Origin of the sequence: Nocardiopsis halophila DSM 44494 (assembly GCF_000341245.1) — a bacterium.
Lineage (GTDB): Bacteria > Actinomycetota > Actinomycetes > Streptosporangiales > Streptosporangiaceae > Nocardiopsis_A > Nocardiopsis_A halophila.
On sequence record NZ_ANAD01000117.1, the window covers coordinates 1 to 19504 of the forward strand.

At 73.4% G+C, this 19504-nt stretch carries 18 protein-coding genes; 8 read left to right on the plus strand and 10 right to left on the minus strand.

Features of this window, described 5'->3' with window-relative positions; genetic code table 11:
- Window positions 1–113 precede the first annotated feature (113 nt).
- On the plus strand, window positions 114–974 hold the full coding sequence (locus D450_RS0114360) for a MaoC family dehydratase N-terminal domain-containing protein (RefSeq protein WP_017539365.1): 861 nt from the start codon (window positions 114–116) through the stop codon (window positions 972–974).
- A gap of 38 nt (window positions 975–1012) precedes the next feature.
- Here D450_RS0114360 and D450_RS0114365 read toward each other — a convergent pair whose 3' ends face one another.
- Both D450_RS0114365 and D450_RS0114370 read right to left on the minus strand, forming a co-directional pair.
- The gene (locus tag D450_RS0114365) at window positions 1013–1501 is read right to left on the minus strand and encodes a MaoC family dehydratase (protein WP_017539366.1); all 489 of its coding nucleotides are present in this window, start codon (window positions 1499–1501) and stop codon (window positions 1013–1015) included.
- 127 nt (window positions 1502–1628) lie between these two features.
- Window positions 1629–2075 carry a hypothetical protein gene (locus D450_RS0114370; RefSeq protein WP_026128551.1) on the minus strand — a complete coding sequence of 149 codons (447 nt, stop codon included), beginning with the start codon at window positions 2073–2075 and terminating at the stop codon, window positions 1629–1631.
- Window positions 2076–2262: 187 nt separating this feature from the next.
- Between D450_RS0114370 and D450_RS0114375 the strand changes: the two genes are divergently transcribed.
- The 5 genes from D450_RS0114375 to D450_RS0114395 all read left to right on the plus strand — a co-directional run bounded on the left by D450_RS0114375 (window position 2263) and on the right by D450_RS0114395 (window position 6917).
- Window positions 2263–3027: a DsbA family protein gene (locus tag D450_RS0114375; protein WP_026128552.1), complete on the plus strand. Its 765-nt coding sequence runs from the start codon at window positions 2263–2265 to the stop codon at window positions 3025–3027.
- Window positions 3028–3030: 3 nt separating this feature from the next.
- The gene (locus D450_RS0114380; RefSeq protein ID WP_017539369.1) at window positions 3031–3930 is read left to right on the plus strand and encodes a cytochrome c biogenesis CcdA family protein; all 900 of its coding nucleotides are present in this window, start codon (window positions 3031–3033) and stop codon (window positions 3928–3930) included.
- Complete coding sequence (locus tag D450_RS0114385) at window positions 3927–5216, plus strand: PQQ-binding-like beta-propeller repeat protein (protein ID WP_026128553.1); 1290 nt, start codon at window positions 3927–3929, stop codon at window positions 5214–5216. Before D450_RS0114380 ends, D450_RS0114385 begins: the two co-directional genes overlap by 4 nt.
- A 373-nt stretch (window positions 5217–5589) precedes the next feature.
- On the plus strand, window positions 5590–5961 hold the full coding sequence (locus D450_RS0114390) for a BlaI/MecI/CopY family transcriptional regulator (RefSeq protein WP_017539370.1): 372 nt from the start codon (window positions 5590–5592) through the stop codon (window positions 5959–5961).
- Window positions 5958–6917, plus strand: a complete 960-nt coding sequence (locus tag D450_RS0114395; protein ID WP_017539371.1) for a M56 family metallopeptidase — start codon at window positions 5958–5960, stop codon at window positions 6915–6917. The genes D450_RS0114390 and D450_RS0114395 overlap by 4 nt, the downstream gene beginning before the upstream one ends.
- A gap of 30 nt (window positions 6918–6947) precedes the next feature.
- Here D450_RS0114395 and D450_RS0114400 read toward each other — a convergent pair whose 3' ends face one another.
- From D450_RS0114400 to D450_RS0114420, 5 genes are all read right to left on the minus strand, one after another.
- Window positions 6948–7748, minus strand: coding sequence for an SAM-dependent methyltransferase (locus D450_RS0114400; RefSeq protein ID WP_017539372.1), 801 nt, complete (start codon window positions 7746–7748; stop codon window positions 6948–6950).
- A 182-nt stretch (window positions 7749–7930) separates the two neighbouring features.
- Window positions 7931–9055 carry a pectate lyase family protein gene (locus tag D450_RS0114405; protein ID WP_017539373.1) on the minus strand — a complete coding sequence of 375 codons (1125 nt, stop codon included), beginning with the start codon at window positions 9053–9055 and terminating at the stop codon, window positions 7931–7933.
- A gap of 378 nt (window positions 9056–9433) precedes the next feature.
- Window positions 9434–11362: a hypothetical protein gene (locus tag D450_RS30215; RefSeq protein ID WP_017539374.1), complete on the minus strand. Its 1929-nt coding sequence runs from the start codon at window positions 11360–11362 to the stop codon at window positions 9434–9436.
- A gap of 71 nt (window positions 11363–11433) precedes the next feature.
- Complete coding sequence (locus tag D450_RS0114415) at window positions 11434–12585, minus strand: 5'-methylthioadenosine/S-adenosylhomocysteine nucleosidase family protein (RefSeq protein ID WP_017539375.1); 1152 nt, start codon at window positions 12583–12585, stop codon at window positions 11434–11436.
- 1 nt (window position 12586) lies between these two features.
- Window positions 12587–13339, minus strand: coding sequence for an NUDIX hydrolase (locus tag D450_RS0114420; protein ID WP_017539376.1), 753 nt, complete (start codon window positions 13337–13339; stop codon window positions 12587–12589).
- Window positions 13340–13565: 226 nt separating this feature from the next.
- Between D450_RS0114420 and D450_RS0114425 the strand changes: the two genes are divergently transcribed.
- The gene (locus tag D450_RS0114425) at window positions 13566–14240 is read left to right on the plus strand and encodes a TetR/AcrR family transcriptional regulator (protein ID WP_017539377.1); all 675 of its coding nucleotides are present in this window, start codon (window positions 13566–13568) and stop codon (window positions 14238–14240) included.
- Window positions 14241–14278: 38 nt separating this feature from the next.
- On the plus strand, window positions 14279–16852 hold the full coding sequence (locus D450_RS0114430) for an MMPL family transporter (protein ID WP_017539378.1): 2574 nt from the start codon (window positions 14279–14281) through the stop codon (window positions 16850–16852).
- 97 nt (window positions 16853–16949) lie between these two features.
- Here the strand turns inward: D450_RS0114430 and D450_RS0114435 are convergent, their stop codons facing one another.
- The 3 genes from D450_RS0114435 to D450_RS0114445 all read right to left on the minus strand — a co-directional run bounded on the left by D450_RS0114435 (window position 16950) and on the right by D450_RS0114445 (window position 19503).
- Window positions 16950–17432, minus strand: a complete 483-nt coding sequence (locus D450_RS0114435; RefSeq protein ID WP_017539379.1) for a hypothetical protein — start codon at window positions 17430–17432, stop codon at window positions 16950–16952.
- A 174-nt stretch (window positions 17433–17606) separates the two neighbouring features.
- Window positions 17607–18353 (minus strand): hypothetical protein, encoded by a 747-nt coding sequence (locus D450_RS0114440; RefSeq protein ID WP_026128554.1) that lies wholly within the window; start codon window positions 18351–18353, stop codon window positions 17607–17609.
- Window positions 18354–18594: 241 nt separating this feature from the next.
- Entirely contained in the window at window positions 18595–19503 is a 909-nt protein-coding gene (locus tag D450_RS0114445) for a cytochrome c biogenesis CcdA family protein (RefSeq protein ID WP_017539381.1), read from the minus strand.
- Window position 19504 lies beyond the last annotated feature (1 nt).

The window sequence follows — 19504 nt, forward strand, 5'->3', positions numbered from 1 at the left end:
CCGGGCGCCATGCACACGCGGCATGCCCGCATCAGAGGCTTCTATTTCCCATCGGCGTCCGGCCCCCGACATGATCGGTGGCGACCCTGCGGCCCCGATCGAGCGAGGACACCATGAACCCCGGACTTGAGCGCTTCGTGGAGTCGTGGGCCCCTGAGCCCGTCACCGCCGAGGACCCCATGCCGCCCGCGCCCGCGGCGGCCATGGCCGCCGCGCTGGACCGGCCCGCACCCGTGGCCAGGGCGGGGGACCCGCTCCCGCCGCTGTGGCACTGGCTCTACTTCCTGCACTGGCCGCGCCGTTCGGAGCTGGGGGAGGACGGGCACCTTGAGAACGGCCGCCTGCTGCCTCCCATCCCCGACCGGCACCGCATGTTCGCCGGCGGCCGGCTCACCGTGGAGGCGCCGCTGGTCGTCGGCGAACCGGCGCAGTGCACCAGCGGCCTGGCCGCCGTGACACCGAAGCAGGGCCGCAGCGGAGACCTGCTCTTCGTGACCGAGCGCCGCGAGCTGCGCCAGGGCGGGCGGCTGTGCGCCGTCGAGGAGCAGGAGATCGTCTACCGGTCGGGCCGCGTGCCGACGCCCGGCGTGCGGCCCTGCGGCCCGGAGGAGGCCCCGGCCGCGGACGGCCCGTGGTCCCTGACCCTGCCCACCGATCCGGTCCTGCTGTTCCAGGTGAGCGCTCTGACGGCCAACCCCCACCGAATCCACTACGACCTGCCCTACACCGTCGACGAGGCGAACCATCCGGGCCTGCTCGTGCACGGGCCGCTTCTGGCGCTGCTCATGCTGGACCTCGTCCGGGACAACGCCCCGGAGCGGCGGGTGCGCTCCTACTCCTACCGCCTGCACAGGCCGGTCTACGCCGGCGAACGGGTGATGGCCTGCGGCGATCCGACACCTGAGGGCGTGGACCTGCACATCCGCACCGCACGCGAGGACCGCCACGCCGGCGCCCGGGCGGTCCTGGACTGACATCCATAGGAGCATCCGGTCCACCCGGAGGGGCATGGTCATTCCGGGCGGGTGCGCAGGATGTTCAGCACGATGGCGTGGAACACCCGTCGTCCGTCCTGGTCGTGCAACTCCACCCGGGTGCGGAGCAGGCCACGGTCGGGTTTGGAGGACGACAGGCGGCTCTCCAGGACCTCGGTGCGCAGGGTGAGCCTGTCCCCCGGACGCACCGGCTCGGTCCAGCGCAGCTCGTCCACGCCCGGCCCGCCGAGGCTGGCCCTGGGGGACAGGTAGTGGTCGGTGTAGAGCCGCATCATCAGCGCGGCGGTGTGCCAGCCGCTGGCGATCAGCCCGCCGAAAGGTCCCTCGGCGGCGGATACCGGGTCCACATGGAAGGACTGCGGGTCGAAGCGCTCGGCGAACGCGACGATCTCCTCCTCGGTCACGGCCGCCTCGCCGAACTCGCCGGTCTCGCCGACGGTGTAGTCCTCCAGGTACCGCTCCTGGAACGGGACGGCCGTGGCGTGTTCGCCGGGGTCTGCGCTCACCTTGCCTCCTCTGAGCCTGGACGGCGCGGATGCCGCGAGTGGGGGCAAGCGTAAGTCCGGGAGAGTTCGGCGTGCCAGGCGCCCCTGTGCAGGCGACCGGTGCGGGCCCCGCCTGTCGGACCGGTGTTCAGACCGGCCTGTCGACCCTGCACGCCTTCAGAGTCCTCAGCCGGGTGCGCAGGGCGGCGGCCAGCAGGCCCAGTCCCGCGACCGCCAGGGCCGGCTGCAACGGGGCGAACCAGTTCATCGCCCCGGACGCCCCCACGGCCAGCAGCACGAGCTTGTTGCAGACCGGGCACCCGATGGCGAACCAGGCGAGCACGGTTCCGCCCAGGCCCTTGCGCCCTGGGGAGGGCGAGGGTGCCTCCTGCGTCTCGGTCCGCACGTAGGTGGCCAGCAGCAGCCCTGAGAGGACGGCGGTCGCCACCCACGCCGGATAGGACCACCACGTCGGCTCGATCTCCCGCGTGAACAGGCCGTTCGGGATCAGCACGGCCGGAACCCCCAGCACGACCAGCGCGGCTGCGGTGCCGCCGGCGGCCGTGACCCACCGCCTCCTCGTCCAGTGCCGCATCGGGCCGTCCTGCCTGGGGCGGATCTGCATGGGGACGGGCGCTCCTCACGTCCAGGGGGGTCGGTGTGCAGGTCGGTGTGCGGCGCCCCACCCCGCTGGGCGGCGGCCGGCATGGAACTTCTATGTAGCATAGAGGATCTTCTATGGTGCATAGAAGACAGCCCGACGCGCCCCCGCGAGGAGACCCATGCCGCCTCAGAAGCCCGCCCGACAGGAACCCGGAGTGCTCTGGCCGCTGCTGCTCAGCGCCGCCGTGGTGCTGGTGATCGTGGTCGGCGTCGCCGTCCGCCTGGTGGGCGGGGAGGAGGAGTCGGGCACCGGTGCCGCCGACGGGTCGGCCCCCTCCGCCGCCTCCGGGAACGCCGAAGGGCTGAAGGAGCTGGGCGAGTCCCTGGCCCGCCGGGACGCCGACGACCCGACCGCGCTCGGCGACCCCGACGCCCCCGTCGTCCTGATCGCCTACTCCGACTTCCAGTGCCCGTTCTGCGCCACCTGGGTGCAGGAGACCCAGCCCGAGCTGGTGGAGCGCTACGTCGAGGAGGGCGACCTGCGCATCGAGTGGCGCGAGTTCCCCTACAAGGGCGAGACCTCGCGCATCATGGCCGTGGGCGCCCGCGCCGCCGCCGAACAGGACGCCTTCTGGGAGTACCACGAGGCCGTCTACGCCGCCCACGACGAGCTGGAGGGCACCGCCCCCGAGGACATCGGCGGCGAGCTCACCGCCGTCGCGGCCGACCTGGGCCTGGACACCGGCCGGTTCGCCGAGGACCTGGAGCGCGAGGACCTGGCCGCCGAGGTCGAGGAGGACTTCGCCGAGGGCCGGGGCGTCGGGGTCACCGGCACGCCCGCGTTCCTGGTCGACGGCAACCCCGTCATGGGGGCCCAGCCGCTGGAGGTCTTCACCGACACCATCGACCGGGCCCTGGACGACGCGCGGTCCGAGGAGGGCTGACCGGTGGACGTCGGTTACCTCGCGGCGCTGCTCGGAGGGCTGCTGGCGCTGCTCAGCCCGTGCAGCGCGCTGCTCCTGCCCTCGTTCTTCGCCTACGCCTTCCGCGACCCCGTCGGCCTGCTGGCCCGCACCGCCGTGTTCTACGCCGGCCTGTGCACCACCCTGGTCCCGCTGGGGGCCGGCTCGGCCTACGTCTCCGGGTTCTTCTACGGCAACCGGGAGATGCTGGTCGCCGTGGCGGGGTGGGCGATCATCGCCCTGGGCGCCGCCCAGCTCCTCGGCCTGGGCGTCTCCATCGGCCCGCTGGCCCGCCTCCAGGGCCGCTTCTCCGGGCGCAGCGGTGCGCTGCCGGTGTTCGGACTGGGGGCGGTCTACGGACTGGCGGGGTTCTGCTCCGGCCCGATCCTGGGGGCGGTGCTCACCGTCGCCGCCACCGGCGGCCCCCTGCGCGGAGGGGTCCTGCTGGCCTGCTACGCGCTGGGCATGGCGCTGCCGCTGTTCCTCCTCGCGCTGCTGTGGGACCGCTTCGACCTGGGGTCGAAGCGGTGGCTGCGCGGGCGTCCGCTGACCCTGGGCCGGGTCCGGCTGCACACCACCAGCCTTGCCTCCGGGCTCCTGTTCATCGCCATCGGGGTGCTGTTCCTCGTATACGACGGGACGGCGTCGATGACCGGGCTGCCCGGGGTCGGCGCGCTGGAGGACGCCGCCTACCGGATCCAGAAGCCGCTCGCGGGCCTGGACGGGACGGCCGACCTGATCGCCCTGGGAGTCCTCGCCCTCGCGCTGCTGGGGGTGGCCGCCGCCCGGGCCCGGCGCATCCGCCGTGCCCGGAGCGCCGACGCCGACGCCGACGGGGACAAGCCGGCCCGGGCCGGGGCGCCCACCGGGGAGCCGGAGCCGTGACCCGGCGCTCGGACGGACGGCCGGGCCGGTGCCCGGGACGGCCGTCCGCCGCCGGGGCGGCCGCGCTGCTGCTGCTCTCCGCCTGCGCGGGACCGGGCCCGCGGGATGCGGCCGACGCCGAGGCGCGGGACGATCCGCCGGGCCCGGCGCCCTCGGTCCCGGCCGCGGACGTCCCGCCCCCGCTGGACCCCCGGCCCGCGTGGGCGGCGCCGTTCTCCGCGCCGCCCAAGGCCGCCGGCGACGGGTTCGTCGGGCCGGTCATGCCCGAGGAGAGCGGCGGCGACCTCGTCTTCCTCGGGATCGGGCCGGACGGGACCACGCGGTGGTCGCTCGACCGCAACCCCAGCTGCACCGCGTTCGCGGCCACCCGGGACGCCGACGGGGGCGACCTGGTCGTGGTGCTCGACAGCGACGCCGACCCGGACGGCGGCGGGTTCGCCGCCCGGACCACGGCGGCGGCCTACCGGCCCGGTGCGGGGACGCTGGTCTGGGGGCCGGTCGAGGTCCCCGGCACGCTCGTCGGGCCCGGCCTGGTGTTCGGCGCCTCGGCCGGGTCGGTCATGGGCGCCGCAGACGGGCCGAAGGCGGCCCTGGACCCCTCCACCGGAGCGGTGGCCGCCGACGAGAGCGAGGGCGGCACCGTCCTGCACGAATACCAGGGCACCCTGCTCACCGAGCGGGACGGGAGGCTGCACGCGGTGGACACCGCCACCGGACAGCGGCTCTGGAGCGGGGCCGGCCTCGCCCCGCCGTCCCATGCACCGGCCGCCGTACCCGCTCCCGGGCCGCGCCCGGAGACCGACGCGAGCGGGGCGGTCCTGCTGGAGTGGCGCCAGGACGGCGAGACCGTCGGGACCACCGTGCACGACCTGCGCACCGGCCGACGGCTGGCGGAGCTCGGCACGGACGAGGAGCCGCGCCTCCTCGGCACACAGGAGGGCGGGGCGGTGGTCGCCGGGGCGGCCCCGGACGGCGGCGGGGTCCTGATCGCGGTCGCCGACGACCCCCGTCGGCTATGGAGCCGGGACCGCGAGCCCGGTGAGAGGCCGGAGGCGATCGTGGGAGGGGTGCTGTACATGTCGACGGGGAACCCGACCCCTGAGGACGCCGACGGTTCCGGCGTCGAGGGCGAGGACGGGATCCGGGCCGTGAGAATGCGCGACGGCGCATCCCTGGGAGAAGGGAACTGGTCGGTCCCCGTGGCGGCGGCGTCCGACGGGACCGCACTCCTCCCGGTCGCCTCCGACGGCCCGGGCGACGCCTTCGCCGCTCTGCCGAGCACATGACGAAGGAGGGCGTCCTCACGGTGAGATCGGGCAGTACCCGCAGGGCAGGTCGGGTCCTCGGCGCCCGTGGTCGTTCCCGAACGGGTGAACCCGCCTCTCTCGCTTCGCCTTCTGAGCCCGACCCGCTGCGGGTCCATAGAGTATGCAGATCCGGACGCCCGATCCCTGGTCGACGTGTCCGGCAGGGGAGAGCCCCGTTCCCTCTCAGGTGCCCTCCTCATGGGGCTGTCCGGAGCCGCGAAGCCTCCGGTCCCGGAGGCCGCACGGCTCCCGAAGGCCTCGGCGCCGGTCGGTCGGGAGGCCGGGCCGGCGGTAGCGCGCTCCGGCGCGGGGTCTGTTAGGTATTGCAGGAGAGGAAAGGAGGCGGCGACCGATGGAGGACTCCGGGCTGGGCCCCTTGGAGGCGGCCGTTCTCGACCTGCTCTGGGACACGGGTGAGGAGATGAGCGTCCGCCAGGCCGTCGAGGCGCTGCCCGGGCGCACGCCCGCCTACACCACCATCTCCACCGTGCTGGAGAACCTGCGGCGCAAGGGCTGGGTGGACCGGCGGCGCACCGGCCGGGTCTGGTTCTACCGGCCGCTCCGCGACCGCTCCGTCTACGCCGCCCGGCGCATGCACGGCGCGCTCACCGACAGCGGCGACCCGCGCACCACCCTGCTCCGGTTCGTCGACGAGATGTCCCCCGAGGACGTCGACGTGCTGCGCTCCCTGCTGGCCGACGTGCCCCGCGAGGAGGACGCGTGACCGCCGCCGCGGCCGCCCTGGCCGCCGCGCTGCTGCTCGCCTGCGCCGGGCCGGCCCTGCTCGACCGGGTCGGGCGCGCGGGCGGCCTGGGCCCCGGCGCGATGCTGGCCCAGTGGACCCTGGCCACCACTGCATGGCTGCTCACCTGCGGCGCCCTGGTGGCCATGCTGGCCGCCGAGGTGATGGGCCCCGGCCTGAAGGGCTTCGTCACCGCCTGCGTCACCCTGCTGCAGGCGGTGCGCGCCAACGGCGCCGCCACCTGGTTCGGCGTGCTCGCGGCCGCCGCGGCGCTGGCCGGCGCCCGGTTCTGGTGGGTGACGCTGCGCCGCGGCCGGGACGCCGCCCGCCGGCGCCGCGAACACCGGCGCGGCCTGGTCTCCGGGGCCCGGCGCCGCACCGTCGGCGGGCTGCGGGTGTGGCTGGTCGAGGCCGAGCGGCCGGACGCCTACTGCGTCCCCGGCTCCGGCGTGGTGGTCACCCGGGGCACGCTGGAGGCCCTGTCCGCCCGGCAGATGCGCGCCGTCCTCGCCCACGAGCAGGCGCACCTGCGCGGCCGCCACCACCTGCTGGTGGCCTGGGCGCGGCTGCTCGACGCCGCCTTCCCCGGCGTCCCGCTGCTGCGCGCGGCCGCCCGCGAGGTCCCGGTGCTGGTGGAGTGGGCCGCCGACGACCGCGCCGTCCGGGCGGAGGGCGCGGCCCCGCTGCTGCACGCCCTGGGGGCGATGGCGGTCCCCGCGGCGCCGGCAGGGCGCGCCCCGCAGGCGCTGGCCGCCGACGGCGCCTGCCCGGTGCAGCGGGCGCGGCGGCTGCTCGGCCCCTCCCGGGGCGGCGGTGCCGCGCGGCGCGTCCTGGCCGCCGCGGCCGCCGCCGTGCTGCTCTTCACCCCGCCCGCGCTGACCTTCGGGGCGGCCGCCGTGACCGCCGCGACCTCCCCGCCCTGCACCTGCACGCTCTGAGCCGGGGCCCTCGTCCGCGGCGCCGGGCGCTCAGCCCACCCGGCCCACGCCGCCGAACAGGTACACCTCGGACACCGCCCCGACCTCGGCCTCCTCGGGCCGCCAGAGGGAGCAGGAGACCACGCCCGGCTCCAGCAGCTCGGTCCCGCTGAAGTAGCCCTCGATCTCCGCGCGCCCGCGGGCCGTGATGGGGGTGCCCCCGCGCTCGTTCATCTCGCGCATCACCTGGAGCATCGGCTCGCCGTGGATCTCGGCGGTGGAGTGGGTCAGCACCAGGTGGCTCCCGGGCGGGAGGGCGCCGACGAGCCGGGAGACGAGCCGGTACGACTCCTCGGTGTCCATGATGTGGTTGACCACGCCGAGCAGCATCAGCCCGATCGGCCGGTCGAAGTCCAGCGTCGCGGCGCTCGCGTCGAGGATCGTCGCGGGGTCGCGCAGATCGGCCTCGATGTAGTCCGTCGCGCCCTCGGGAGAGCTGTCCAGGAGCGCGCGGGCGTGCGCCATCACGAGCGGGTCGTTGTCGACGTAGACGATCCGCGACTCGGGCGCGAGGCCCTGGGCCACCTCGTGCGTGTTGTTCATCGTCGGCAGGCCGGTGCCGATGTCCAGGAACTGCCGGATGCCCGCCTCGCGGACCAGGTGGCGGACGGCCCGGATCAGGAAGGCGCGCTCGGCGCGGGCGCCGTCCGGGATGTCGGGGATGCGGGCCAGGACCTCGTCACCGGCGGCGCGGTCGGCCGGGTAGTTGTCCTTGCCGCCCAGCCAGTAGTTCCACACGCGGGCGGAGTGCGGGACCTGCGGGTCGATGGCCGGGGAAGCGGAATCGCTCATCCAGGGCTCCACGGTGAGGGGGGAAGGTGGTCGGGCCCGACGATTCCGTGCCGGCGGGCGCTGGTCAACTCGCGGCGCCCGCCGGACGGCGGGGCGGCCGGAACCGCCCCGCCGCCTCGGTGCGCGGGCCCTTCGGAGAGGGGGGAAGGGCCCGCGCGCTCACCGTGCCGTCGGCGCGGCGGTCAGGGCGTCACGTCGATGACGCCGGTCCCGGCGTTCTGCTCGGCCTGCGCCCGGGCCTCTTCGGGGCCGAGGGCGTCGTAGGAGTAGGGGACGGTGAAGCCGGTGGTCGACTCCAGGTGCTCGTGCGGGCTGTCCTCGTAGGCGTTGTCCACCAGGTTCCAGTAGCCGGTCTCGTCGCTTCCGTACCACCAGCCGACCGGGCCCTGGATCTGTCCGGCGTGGCCGTCGACCGTGCCCGACCCGGTGCTCTCGAAGTAGTTGCCCTCGACGAGCACGTGCGCGCCCATGCGGGCGTTGATCGCCGAGGACGCGATGTCCTCGAAGTAGTTGTTGAGCATGTGCACGTCGGAGCGGCGGATGAGGGGGACGCGCGAATTGACGTTCTCGAAGTGGTTGTTCATGTAGGTGATCTTGTCCGAGGCCGCGTCCTCGCTGTCGCTGCTCGCGGTCAGCATCGTCTTCCAGGAGTCGTGCAGGTGGTTCCAGGAGACCGTGATGTACTCCGAGCCGTTCTTGATGTCGATCAGCCCGTCGTAGTGGTCCTTGTCGGCGCCCTGGAACTCGTTGTAGATCTCGTTGTGGTCGAGCCAGACGTTGGAGCTGTCCGCCTGGACGCCGATGCCGTCCTTCTCGCCCTGGTCGATGTGGTGGATCTCCAGGTTGCGCACGACGACGTTGTGGGCGTTGCGGACGTTGATGCCGACGCCGTCGAACTCGCCTCGGCCGCCGACGCCCAGGAGCGAGACGTTCTCCAGGTCCTTGACGTCCATCTTGCTCTGGTCGAAGCCGTCGGCCGAGACCGTCTCGTCGATGTAGACGACCAGTCCCACGCCGCTCTTGCCGCGGTGCTCCTTGAGCAGCTCGTACAGGGCGTTGCCGGGGCTGCCGTGGCCGCTGCCGGGCCAGTACTCGCTGAGCACGTACTCGTGGACGGTGCCGGCGCCGAAGCCGCCCGTGGTGCCGCCGTTCATCGAGGCGTACCCGACCGGGGCGTCCGCGGCCACGGCCGGGTCGGCGGCCGCCGGGGGCGCGCCGAGCAGGCCGGCGGCCAGGGCGCCGGCCGCCGGTACGGCCAGGGCGGCGGACCGGCGGCGGGGGCTCTGCGGGGTGCGTGCGGGTGACATGGGGGGTGCCTCCTTGTCTCCTACTGCGGGGCCGGCGGGCGGCGCCGGGGCCGCCCGCACGAGAGAAAGCGCTTTCCGTTCGAAGGGTCCGGCCGCCGCTTCAGCGCCGTCTCTGCGGCACTGCGGTCGTCGGCGGCGTCGGGTCCGGGCGGGCCGTGTGTCGTGGGGGAGCGGTCGCCTGGTGGGAGGGCCGGGCGCAGAAAGCGCTTTCCGTGGAATTTAAGCCTTCCCGCTCCACGCGTCAACGGGGGGAGCGGAGAATCTTCGTGTCCGACCGGAGGCGCCAGGCCACGGGGGCGCGCATCCGATGACCCGAATCCGGCCCCGGCCCCCGAGCGCGTCCGGGGCCGGGGCCATCGGCTGGAGGGGCTGGAGGGATCAGTCCAGCATCTCCTCGGAGCGCAGGTACCCGGTTCCGCTCGGCCGCTGATCACGCTCGATCCAGTTCTTCCCGTCGGCCGCGATCCCCTCGAGGATCCTCAGCGTGGGTGTGAAACCGGACGAGTCGAGATTGAGCCGGGAGATCTTCTCCTGGTCCTCCTCCACCATTGACTCCTCCGTCGCCGGTTCGATGATGGTGATGCTGCGCGGAGCCCCGTTCATCAGGGTCAGGCTCAGCACGTAGCCGTAGCCGGACGTCTGCTCGACGTGGACCGAGGAGACCGCGTCGAAGCGGAAGTTCCGGCGCTCCTCGTTCCCGAACTCGGCGTTCTCGAAGTCGAGCTCGACGCTGACCTCGCGCACCCCGTCCTTGGTCACCAGGAAGACCGTGACCACGTAGCGGGAGTAGCGCCAAGGGCCGCCCATGGTCCGCGCTTGCTTGCAGGGCTGGTGCGGGGTCTGCAGGAAGCAGTGGGCGAGGATGTCGTGCCAGCCCAGCCTGTAGTGCTTCAGCGCGCGGTCCAGGATGAGCGTCCTGTCGCAGCGAAGCCATTCCTCCATCTGCTCTTCGGAGGGCCGCAGCGCGTCCAGCTTCCCCTTCCAGCGCCGGTACTCCGCCTCGCGCTCGGCCAGGGTCCGCTCGCGCAGGCGCCTGTCCTCGTGGTGGGCCCAATGCCAGAAGCAGTGGTTCAGGGCCGTGGGGACGCAGAGCGCCCCGGCGACGACCGCGGTGATCGAGGCGAGCGTGACCAGGACGGGAGCGGCGACCACGGCCGTCCCCAGCAGCACGAGCCCTGTCACGGCCGCCCCGGCGCACGCGGCGGCGAACGAGAGCCGCGTCCGATGGGCGACCTTGTACCGCTCCCGGTGTTCGAGAAGCGTGCCCGAGACCCAGCGGGCCCGGACGTCGCGGGCCATGAAGCGGATGAGCCAGCGGACGCTCTCGGACGCGGTCCCGCTCTCCCGGTAGATCTCGACGACCTCGTCGCGCAGTGTGCTCCGGATCCCGGCGGTCGTGGCCAGCCACTGCTCGCTCGACCACAAGTGCGGACGGTACGTGGCGAAATAGTGGGTGAAGGCGTGGTCGACCTGGTTGGCGAACCCCTTGCCGGGGGCGTAGGGCCGGAACCGCTGCTGGAGGTGCTCGGAGTCCTTCAGGCGGATCCACCTGACCCGCCGGTACCACTGCAGGCCCTGCACGGCGCCGAAGTACACCGCGGCGCCGAACAGCGGCAGCGACACGATCGCGGCCACAGAGCGGCTGAACAGGGCGGTCACGATGATGGAGCCGACCGCCAGGACGAGGACGGCACTGGAGGGGGTGGACCCGACGAACCCGGTCCACGTCAGTGGCGCGCCGACCGGCCGCCGGGCCCGGGCGCCCGCCGGCTCGGGGTGGAAGTAGGCCCACACCCGCCCGCGGCGGTCGCCGTCCAGGCGGCCCTCCCGCGCGGCCTGGCACGATTCCGCCCACAGCGAGGCCTTCATCCCCCCGGTGAGTACGAGGTCGAGGTGGCGGATGATCTTGTCACGCTGGGCGGACGGGAGCGCGTTGAGCCTCTTGAACGCCAGGCTCGCGTCCCCCTCCCGCCCTTCCAGGCAGGACAGCAGGTCGCAGATGGCCTCCGAGCCCTGTGTCCAGTCGTCGGCCCGGAAAGAGCACACGTCCTGCCTCAGTTCGCTCAGCCGACCGTGCTCGACGGTCGTCAGATCGCGGTAGGAGCGCCCGCTGAGCATGGCCAGCGCCCAGTGGAAGCGGACCTCGGGGCCGTCGTGGCCCTTCGCGATCGCCTCGTCGATCAGTTCGAGCGCGCGCCGGGGAACCCCGTTGTTCAGGTAGCGCAGGCCGACCTCGTACCTGCGGGACGGCGGGTCGTCGGGCTGGACCATGTACACCGTCGAGTCGTGGATGCTCCCGGCCTGCATGCCGACACTCGCCCCGAACTCCGCCCTGTTCGTGGTCGTGTACGGGGGCGTGTTCGGGCTCCCGGGGCCGTTCACGCGGTCCCCCGTGCGGCCGCGATGAGCTCGTCCACGCTCGTCTCCAGGTCCGCGACGCCGCCGACCAGGCCGCGCAGCCTCTTGAGAGGGAGGAGGACGGGGCCGTTCCCGCTCGGCTCGCCGTCCCGGAGGGCCCGGTCGGCCAGGTCCAGTTCGGCGTCGGCCGCGCCGTGGGTGGCCGTGTCGAGGGCCCCGGCCGCGCGCTGGTCCGCAAGTCGGCCGCGGACGGCTGAGAGCCGTGCGGCCAGGTCGGGGGCGCCGTGCTCGGGCGCCGCCGCGGCCATGTACACGTGGGTGGTCCCGGACACGGTTCCGGCCTGGATCCCCACGGTGCCCGAGGAGTTGTTGTTGACGGTGGTGCCGTTCCGGAAGGGGGTTTCCGACTGCATGGCGGTGTGCTCCCGATTCTCGATGAGTTCTTCGGCCAGCCCGATGGCGAACGCCGCCGCGTTCGCGGCGGCCCCCGGCTGCCACGTGCGGTCGTCGTCCGTGGTCTTTCCGCCGTCGGCGCGGTCGCTGATGCCCCGGACGATCGCCACGGGGGCCCCGTTGAGGTGGCCGGCCTGGGCGACCCCCGCAGCCTCCATCTCGATGGCGAGCGCATCGTTGTATTTTTCTCGGATCCACTGCGCTTCGCGGGAAATCCGGGAATTCTGGACGATCTCGCCGGCGGCGATCGGGGCGAAATGGACGTTCGGCGTGCGCTCGCCGGGGCCGGGCGCATCCCGCCACGCCCCGGTGCGGGCGAGGTGGGAGCCGATCTGGCTGATCTCGTGCGGGGCCTCCCAGGCGCGGGGGCGCGCCATGAGGCCGTCGTCCTCGCTGGTCCCGCCGTGGTAGGCGTACACCTGCGTCGCCATCACCACGTCCCCGAGGGGCGTGGCGTCCCACAGGGCCCCGGCGACCCCCACGAACAGCAGGGCGTCCGGGCTGAACCGCTGCATCGCGCGCTCGGCCAGAACCGCCGCCGGGTGGTTGCCCTTGCCGGTGAGTCCGAGCGCCACCCGGCCGGGCTTTCTCGGCAGGCCGCCGACCTCGAACCGGGTGCCCTTCTCGTGGCGGTGCAGGCGCGGGTCGACGAGCCGTCGGCGGACGGCCTCGTACTCCAGGTTGAAGGCGGTGAGGACCACCACCAGGCCGTCGGTCATCTCATCTCCTCGCCGGTCGTCGGTCGGGGGTCGAAGGGCCCTCGTGCGGAGGTTCGGCCCGCACCAGCGGGGGGTGCAGGTCGGTCCGCGGCCCGGCGCGGAACAGTCGGGCGGGGCGCCCTCCGGTCGTGCGGCGGCTCGTGCCGGCGGGGAGGATGAAGCCCTTGACGGCCTGCACCTTCCGGTAGAAGTTCCGCTGGTCCAGCCGGACGCCCCAGACGGCCTCGTAGACCTGCTGGAGCTCGGAGATCGTGAAGGTCTCGTCGCAGAAGGCGGTGGCGAGCGAGGAGTGCTCCAGCTTGCTCCGGGCCCGTTCCAGACCGTCGGCGAGGATCCGCTCGTGGTCGAAGGCGAGCTTCGGCCGGCCTGTGTCGACGTCCTCCACCGGCCTCCAGGCGGCCGCCGCCGCATCGGTTCCGGCCAGCGGGCGGGGGAGGCGGGGCGCGATGGCGAGGTAGGCCACGGAGACCACGCGCCCCCGCGGGTCGCGGTCCGGGGCGCCGTAGGTGCCCAGCTGTTCCAGGTGCAGGTGGGAGGCGTCGAGGTCGGCCTCCTCGCGCAGTTCGCGCTCGGCGGCGGCCGCGATGTCCTCGCCCGCGTTGTTCAAGAACCCGCCGGGCAGGGCCTGCTCTCCCCGGTGCGGCTCGATTCCGCGTTCGACGAGCAGCACGTGGAGCCGCGATGAGCGCAGGGTCAGAATCACCAGGTCCACGGCGAGCAGGACGGCCGGTGGTCGCCAGTCTTCGTCGGACATGGGAGGAGTCTGACATTTTGTCAGACCGACAATAAGGGGTTTCCGGAAATCGCCGACCTCGGGCGGCGGTGACCAGCGGGTTCGTGTCGTGCCGGTAAGGAAGTTGTGGCGGCGTGGTGACGCAGTGCGGCGGCTGGGATCTCGCCGCCGACGGAGGTGCGGGCGTGACCGGATGCACTCAGTGCGTCGTTGCACTCAGTGCATCCGGCACCCTAATCTGGCGGGTATGCAGGAGCAGCAGGGGTCCGCGCGGGGGGACCGGCGCGAGGCGTTGAAGGCGCGGCACCGGCGGGCGATCGTCGGAGCGGCCTCGGCGCTGATGCACGAGACCGACGGCGCGCACTTCGGAGTCGACCGGCTGGCCGAGCGCGCCGACGTCTCCCGGCGCACGGTCTTCAACCACTTCGGCTCTCTGGACGAGGTCGTCCTGGAGGTGCTCAGCCGGGAGCTGGAGTCCATCGTCGACGGCATCGACGCCGCGCTCGCCTCCGAGGACGCGGGCGCCGCGGCGGAGGCGGGCCTGTTCGACCGGCTGGTCGCCGCGGTGCGCGGCGGCGACCTGGTCGAGGTCGTCACCCGGCTCAAGCGCATCCTCGGCGGGGACGCCCACGAGCCCGGCCCCCGGCAGGCGATGCTCTTCGAGCGGGCCTTCACCGACCTGAACACGCGCCTGGCGGCGACCCTGCGGCGCCACCGGCCCGACGCCGACCCCTTCGCCGCGGACCTGGCGTGCGGCGCGTTCGTCGGCGGCTGCCTGGTGGCCATCGAGCACTGGGAGGCGGCCACCGGAGGCGCCGACACCGAGGAGTCCCGGCGCGTCTGGGACGGGCTGCTCGTCCGCATGGCCTCCACCGTCCGCTCCGGGTTCGCCCCCGGCGCCACCGCCCCCGGCGCGTCCTGACCGCGCGCCTTCCACCGCCCACCGACTGCAGGTGACCCATGGCTGAGTTCCTCTACAGAATCGGGCGCGCCGCGGCGCGCCTGCCCAAGACCGTGATCGCCCTCTGGCTCGCGGTCATGATGGCCGCCGGGGCCGCGTTCGCCCTGTTCTCCGGCGAGCTCGAAGAGAGTTTCTCCATCCCCGGCACGCCCACCGACGAGGTGAACCAGCGGCTGTCCGAGGAGTTCGACGGGATGGGCGGCGGCGCGGGCACCGTCGTCTACCGCACCGACGACGGCTCGGCCTTCACCGAGGACCAGAAGGAGGCGATCTCCCAGCGCGTCGAGGAGGCCTCCGAGGTCTCCGGCGTCGAGGACGCGATCGACCCCTTCGCCACCGAGGAGGAGCGGGCCGATCGGAAGGCCCAGCTGGAGGAGGGGCGCGAGCAGCTCGAGGAGGGCCGCGCCGAGCTCGAGGACGGCCAGGAGCAGCTCGACGAGGGGCGTGAGGAGGCCGAGGCCTCCGGCATGCTCGGGCAGCTGGAAGAGGGGCTGGACGCCCAGCAGGCCGAGATCGACGCCGGCCGGGAGCGGTTGGACGAGGAGGCCGAGGCCCTCGAACAGGGCGAGGCCATGATGGAGATGTCCTCCGGCATCCGCACGGTCTCCGAGGACGGCGCCACCGCTCTGGTCAACGTCTCCTTCACCCAGGCCCAGGAGGAGGTGCCCCAGGAGACCAAGGACGCCGTCATGGCGGTCTTCGAGGACGACCCCGTCGACGGCGCCACCGTGGACTTCGCCAACGACATCGCGATGACCCTGCCCCACCTCTTCGGCCCGGCCGAGGCCGTCGGCCTGGTCGTCGCCGCGATCGTGCTGGTGGTCATGCTGGGCACCCTGGTCGGCGCCGGGCTGCCGATCCTGACCGCCCTGGTCGGCGTCGGCATCGCCACCATGGTCGCCATGTCGCTGTCCGGGGTGGTCCAGATGGCCTCGATCACTCCGATCCTGGGCCTGATGCTCGGCCTGGCCGTGGGCATCGACTACGCGCTGTTCATCGTCAACCGGCACCGGCGCCAGCTCAAGCAGGGCGTCGGCGTCGCCGAGTCCATCGGCCTGGCCAACGGCACCGCGGGCAACGCGGTGGTCTTCGCCGGGGCCACCGTGCTGATCGCGCTGCTGGGCCTGAACATGACCGGCATCGGGTTCCTCGGACTCATGGGCAGCGTGGGCGCCATCGCCATCGTGGTCGCGGTGCTGGTCGCGATCACCCTGGTCCCGGCGCTGCTGTCGCTGATCGGCGAGCGCGTCCTGTCCCGCCGTGAGCGGGCCGCCCGTGCCGGAGGCGGTGCGGACGGCGCCGGCGCGGCGTCCGGCGAGAGCGGGGACGGTGCCGCGGGGGCCGAGCGCGCCGCCGCGCCGCGCCCGATGTCGGCCTGGGGCGCCATCGGGCGCGCCGTGGCGGCCGTGGCCGCGCTCGGCGTCATCGCCCTTCCCGCCCTCGACCTGCGCCTGGGCATGCCGGACGGCTCCTCCGAGCCGGCCGAGTCGACCCAGCACCGCGCCTACACCGCCATCGCCGAGGAGTTCGGTGAGGGGCAGAACGGCCCGCTCCTGGTGGCGGCCGACCTGCCGGGCGGTCCGGACGAGGAAGCCGCCGAGGACAAGGCCTCCGACTACGAGTTCCAGGTCGCCGAGGAGATCTACGCGACCGACGGCGTCTCCGCGGTCGCGCCCATCGACACCAACGACGACTCCACCCTGGCCATCTTCCAGGTCGTGCCGGAGGAGGGGCCCAGCAGCGCCTCCACCGAGGAGCTGGTGCACACGCTGCGCGACACGGAGCCGATCCGGGGCACCGGGCCGCTCGGGGTGGCGGGCATGGCCAGCGGGAACATCGACATCTCCGAGACGCTGAGCGAGGCGCTCCCCGGCTACCTCACGGTGGTCATCGGCCTGTCGCTGGTCATCCTGCTGCTGGTGTTCCGCTCGCTGTTCGTGCCGGTCGTGGCGACGCTGGGCTTCATCCTCTCCTTCTTCGCCGCGCTCGGCGGCGTGGTCGCGGCCTACCAGTGGGGATGGCTCGGCGGGCTGATCGGCCTGGAGAACCAGGGGCCGGTGCTGAACTTCCTGCCGACGCTGCTGGTGGGCATCCTGTTCGGCCTGGCCATGGACTACATGCTGTTCATCGGCACCGGCATGCGCGAGGCCTACGTGCACAAGGCGCCGGCGCGGTTCGCCGTGGTGCAGGGGCTGCGGGCCGGGCGCGCGGTGGTCACCGCCGCGGCGATCATCATGATCTCGGTCTTCGGCGGGTTCATCTTCTCCGAGACGGCGATGATCAGCTCGATCGGGTTCGCCCTGGCGTTCGGCGTGCTGCTCGACGCATTCGTGGTGCGGATGGTGCTGATCCCGGCGCTCATGCACCTGGCCGGGGACGCGGCGTGGTGGCTGCCCAAGTGGCTCGACCGGCTGCTTCCCGACATCGACGTGGAGGGGTCCGCTCTGGAGCGGCGCCACTCCGCCGGGCACGCGGACGGTGATGCCGGGGGCGGTGCCGGGGACGGCTCCGCCCCAGAGGCGGAACCCTCCGCCGATCAGGAGGGCACGACCGTGAGCACCGACCGGCGCTGAGGCGCCCTCGGGGACGGCGACCATTCGGCCCCCTGCCGGACCATCGGGTCCCGGCAGGGGGCCGCAGTGTGCGCGTCGGCCACGGAGGCGCCGGGGCTTAAGCGTCGATGGGGACGGTGTAGGGCTCTGAGCAGCCCAGCGAGGGAGTCTGTAGGAGGCTGACGGTGGCGCTCGGGTCGCCTTCCGGCCGGTTGGTGACGGTCAGTTCGCAGACGGCGCCCTTGCCGGTGAGGGGGTACCAGAACCAGGTGTCGCCGACGGGGGCGCGGTCGACCGGCCTCCAACCGTCCTTCCCGTGGCGGAAGGCGATGAGTTCGACGATCGCCTCGTACTCCCCGGAACGGTGCGCGGTCAGGGCGATTTTCAGGTCCGAGCCGAGTGTGGTGGTGGCGATGCGGTGGGTCTCGGGGCCGGACGCGGAATCCGCGGTCTGCCCGGCTGGCCCGCTCTGCCCGGCCTGATCGTTCGATCCGGCCGTCGCACCTGCGGCGGCCGTTGCGGTGAGCAGCAGCGCCGGCACGGCTGCGGCGGTGAGTAAGGCGCGCCCGGCGCGGGGCCGGGCCGAGGACGGGAGCGGCATGGCGTCTCCTGGGGTCCGATCGGCGGCTTCCTGAGAAGCCGCTGGCTCTTATCCAGATGACGTCCTGCACGGCCGACGGGTTGACCGCTCGGGTGACCTGGCCCGTACGGCAAGGGCGCGGAGCACGGAACTCCGGGCGACAGGGGACCCGCCCGCCGCCCGGGGGCGCCCGGCCTATGCGTCCGTGTTCATGGGCCCGGTCGCCACGTACACGGTGTTGGAGGACTCCCCACCCTGGAGCGGGTTGGGGAAGCGCACCTCTTCAGCGCGCGCGGAGGCGAAGACCTGGGACAGCAGAGAGGTGAACTCTTCATCTGGGGCGTCGTTGGACCACAGGGCGAAAACCCCTTCGCCGGTGAGCATCCGCCCGGCGAAGGCGCGCAGGCCGTCGGCAGTGTAGAAGGCGGCGTGCGCCGGGTTGAGCACGTGGCTCGGCGAGTGGTCGATGTCCAGGAGGACCGCGTGGAACGGGCCCCCTTCGGGCGGCTTGAGCGCGGCCAGGTCCTCGTCTCCGCGCGCGATGGCGAAGAAGTCGCCGTGCGCGAACGAGCAGCGGTCATCGGCGGACAAGGTCGCGCCCGCGGGGATGAGCCCTTCGCGGTGCCACTCGATGACCGGCCCGAGGGTCTCGACCACCACGAGTTCGGCGACGCGCTCGTCGGCCAGGGCGGTCTGCGCCGTGAACCCGAGCCCGAGCCCGCCGACCGCGACGCGGACCCCCTCATCGGGCAGGGCGGGTTCGGCCAGCGCGAGGCGGGACATCTCCTCTTCGGCCGCGGTGAAGGCGCTGGACATCAGGAACTCGTCACCGAGCTTGATCTCGTGCACCTCGTATCCGAGCGCCGGGTCGTGCCTGCGGCGCAGACTGATGTCGCCCATGGGCGTCGGAAGCAGGTCCAGCACTCGGAATCGTGCACTCATGGAGGTCCTGTCGTGGTCGGTGGCGGCCCGTGCCGGTCGTCGGTGCCGGTCTGTGCCGGTCGGACCATCGTGCCAGGGACGGTGCCCTGTCCGGTCCTGCCTGAGGCGGTCCGTCACCTCGTCCGGCGCGCGACCGCCGCAAGGAAGCGAAGGAAGAGGAGGCCATGCCGGCATCCGGTGCGGGGGACGGTCAGCTCGGCCAGGCGACGGGCCCGGCGGCCTTGTCGACCTCGGAGAACCTCTACCGGTACCGCCCGTCCTTCCCTCCGGTCCGCGAAGGCACGAGGGCGGTGGCGCCGGTGACCGCGATGAGGAGCGCGAGGGCAGCGAGCAGGGGGCCGGGGCCGAGCGCTTGCAAGGCGCGGGCGAGTTCGGCCTGCACCGTGGTGGCGGCGTCGATCACCGGGTTCTGGGCGTCCTTGCCGGAGAGCACCTGCACCTCGTACCAGCCGTAGTAGGCGACGTAGGCGCCGGCCAGGAGCAGCAGGACTCCGCTCGCGCGGTTGATGTAGGGCAGGGCGCGGCGCATGCGGGCGGCGATGCCCTGTCTGGCCAGGGCGGTGCCGATGGTGAGCACGGCGACCACCAGGGCCATGCCGGCGGCGTAGGCGGCGAAGACGCCGACGGCCCCTGCCGCGCCCCCGGTGGTCGTGGCGCTGGCCATGACCGCGAGGAAGGGGGCCACGGTGCAGGAGAAGGATGCGGTGGCGTAGGCGGTGCCGTAGGCCGCGGCCCAGCGCACCGACCGGGCGGGGCGCCCGGGGGAGGGGGCCCGGACGGCGGGCACCGACAGCGATCGCCCGGCCAGCAGCCACACCCCCAGGGCGGCCAGCAGCAGACCGATGGCCACGGTCACCCAGGGCAGGTAGCGCTCCAGTGACAGCGCGAGTGGCACGGCGATGAGGGCGAACAGGCCGAAGACCGCGATGAAGCCGCTGGTCATGGCAGCTGTGGTGGCCAGCGCCCGCCCCAGGGCGCGGCTCAGGGGCGCCTTTCTGCCCGGAGAGTCGGGCCCGTCCGTTCCACCGGGTGCGTCGGGCTCCTCGGCCACCAGCATGGCCACATAGCCGGGCAGCAGGGCGAAGCCGCAGGGGTTGAGGACCGCCAGCATTCCGGCGGCCAGCGCGATCGCGAAAGGGGCCTGGTCCATG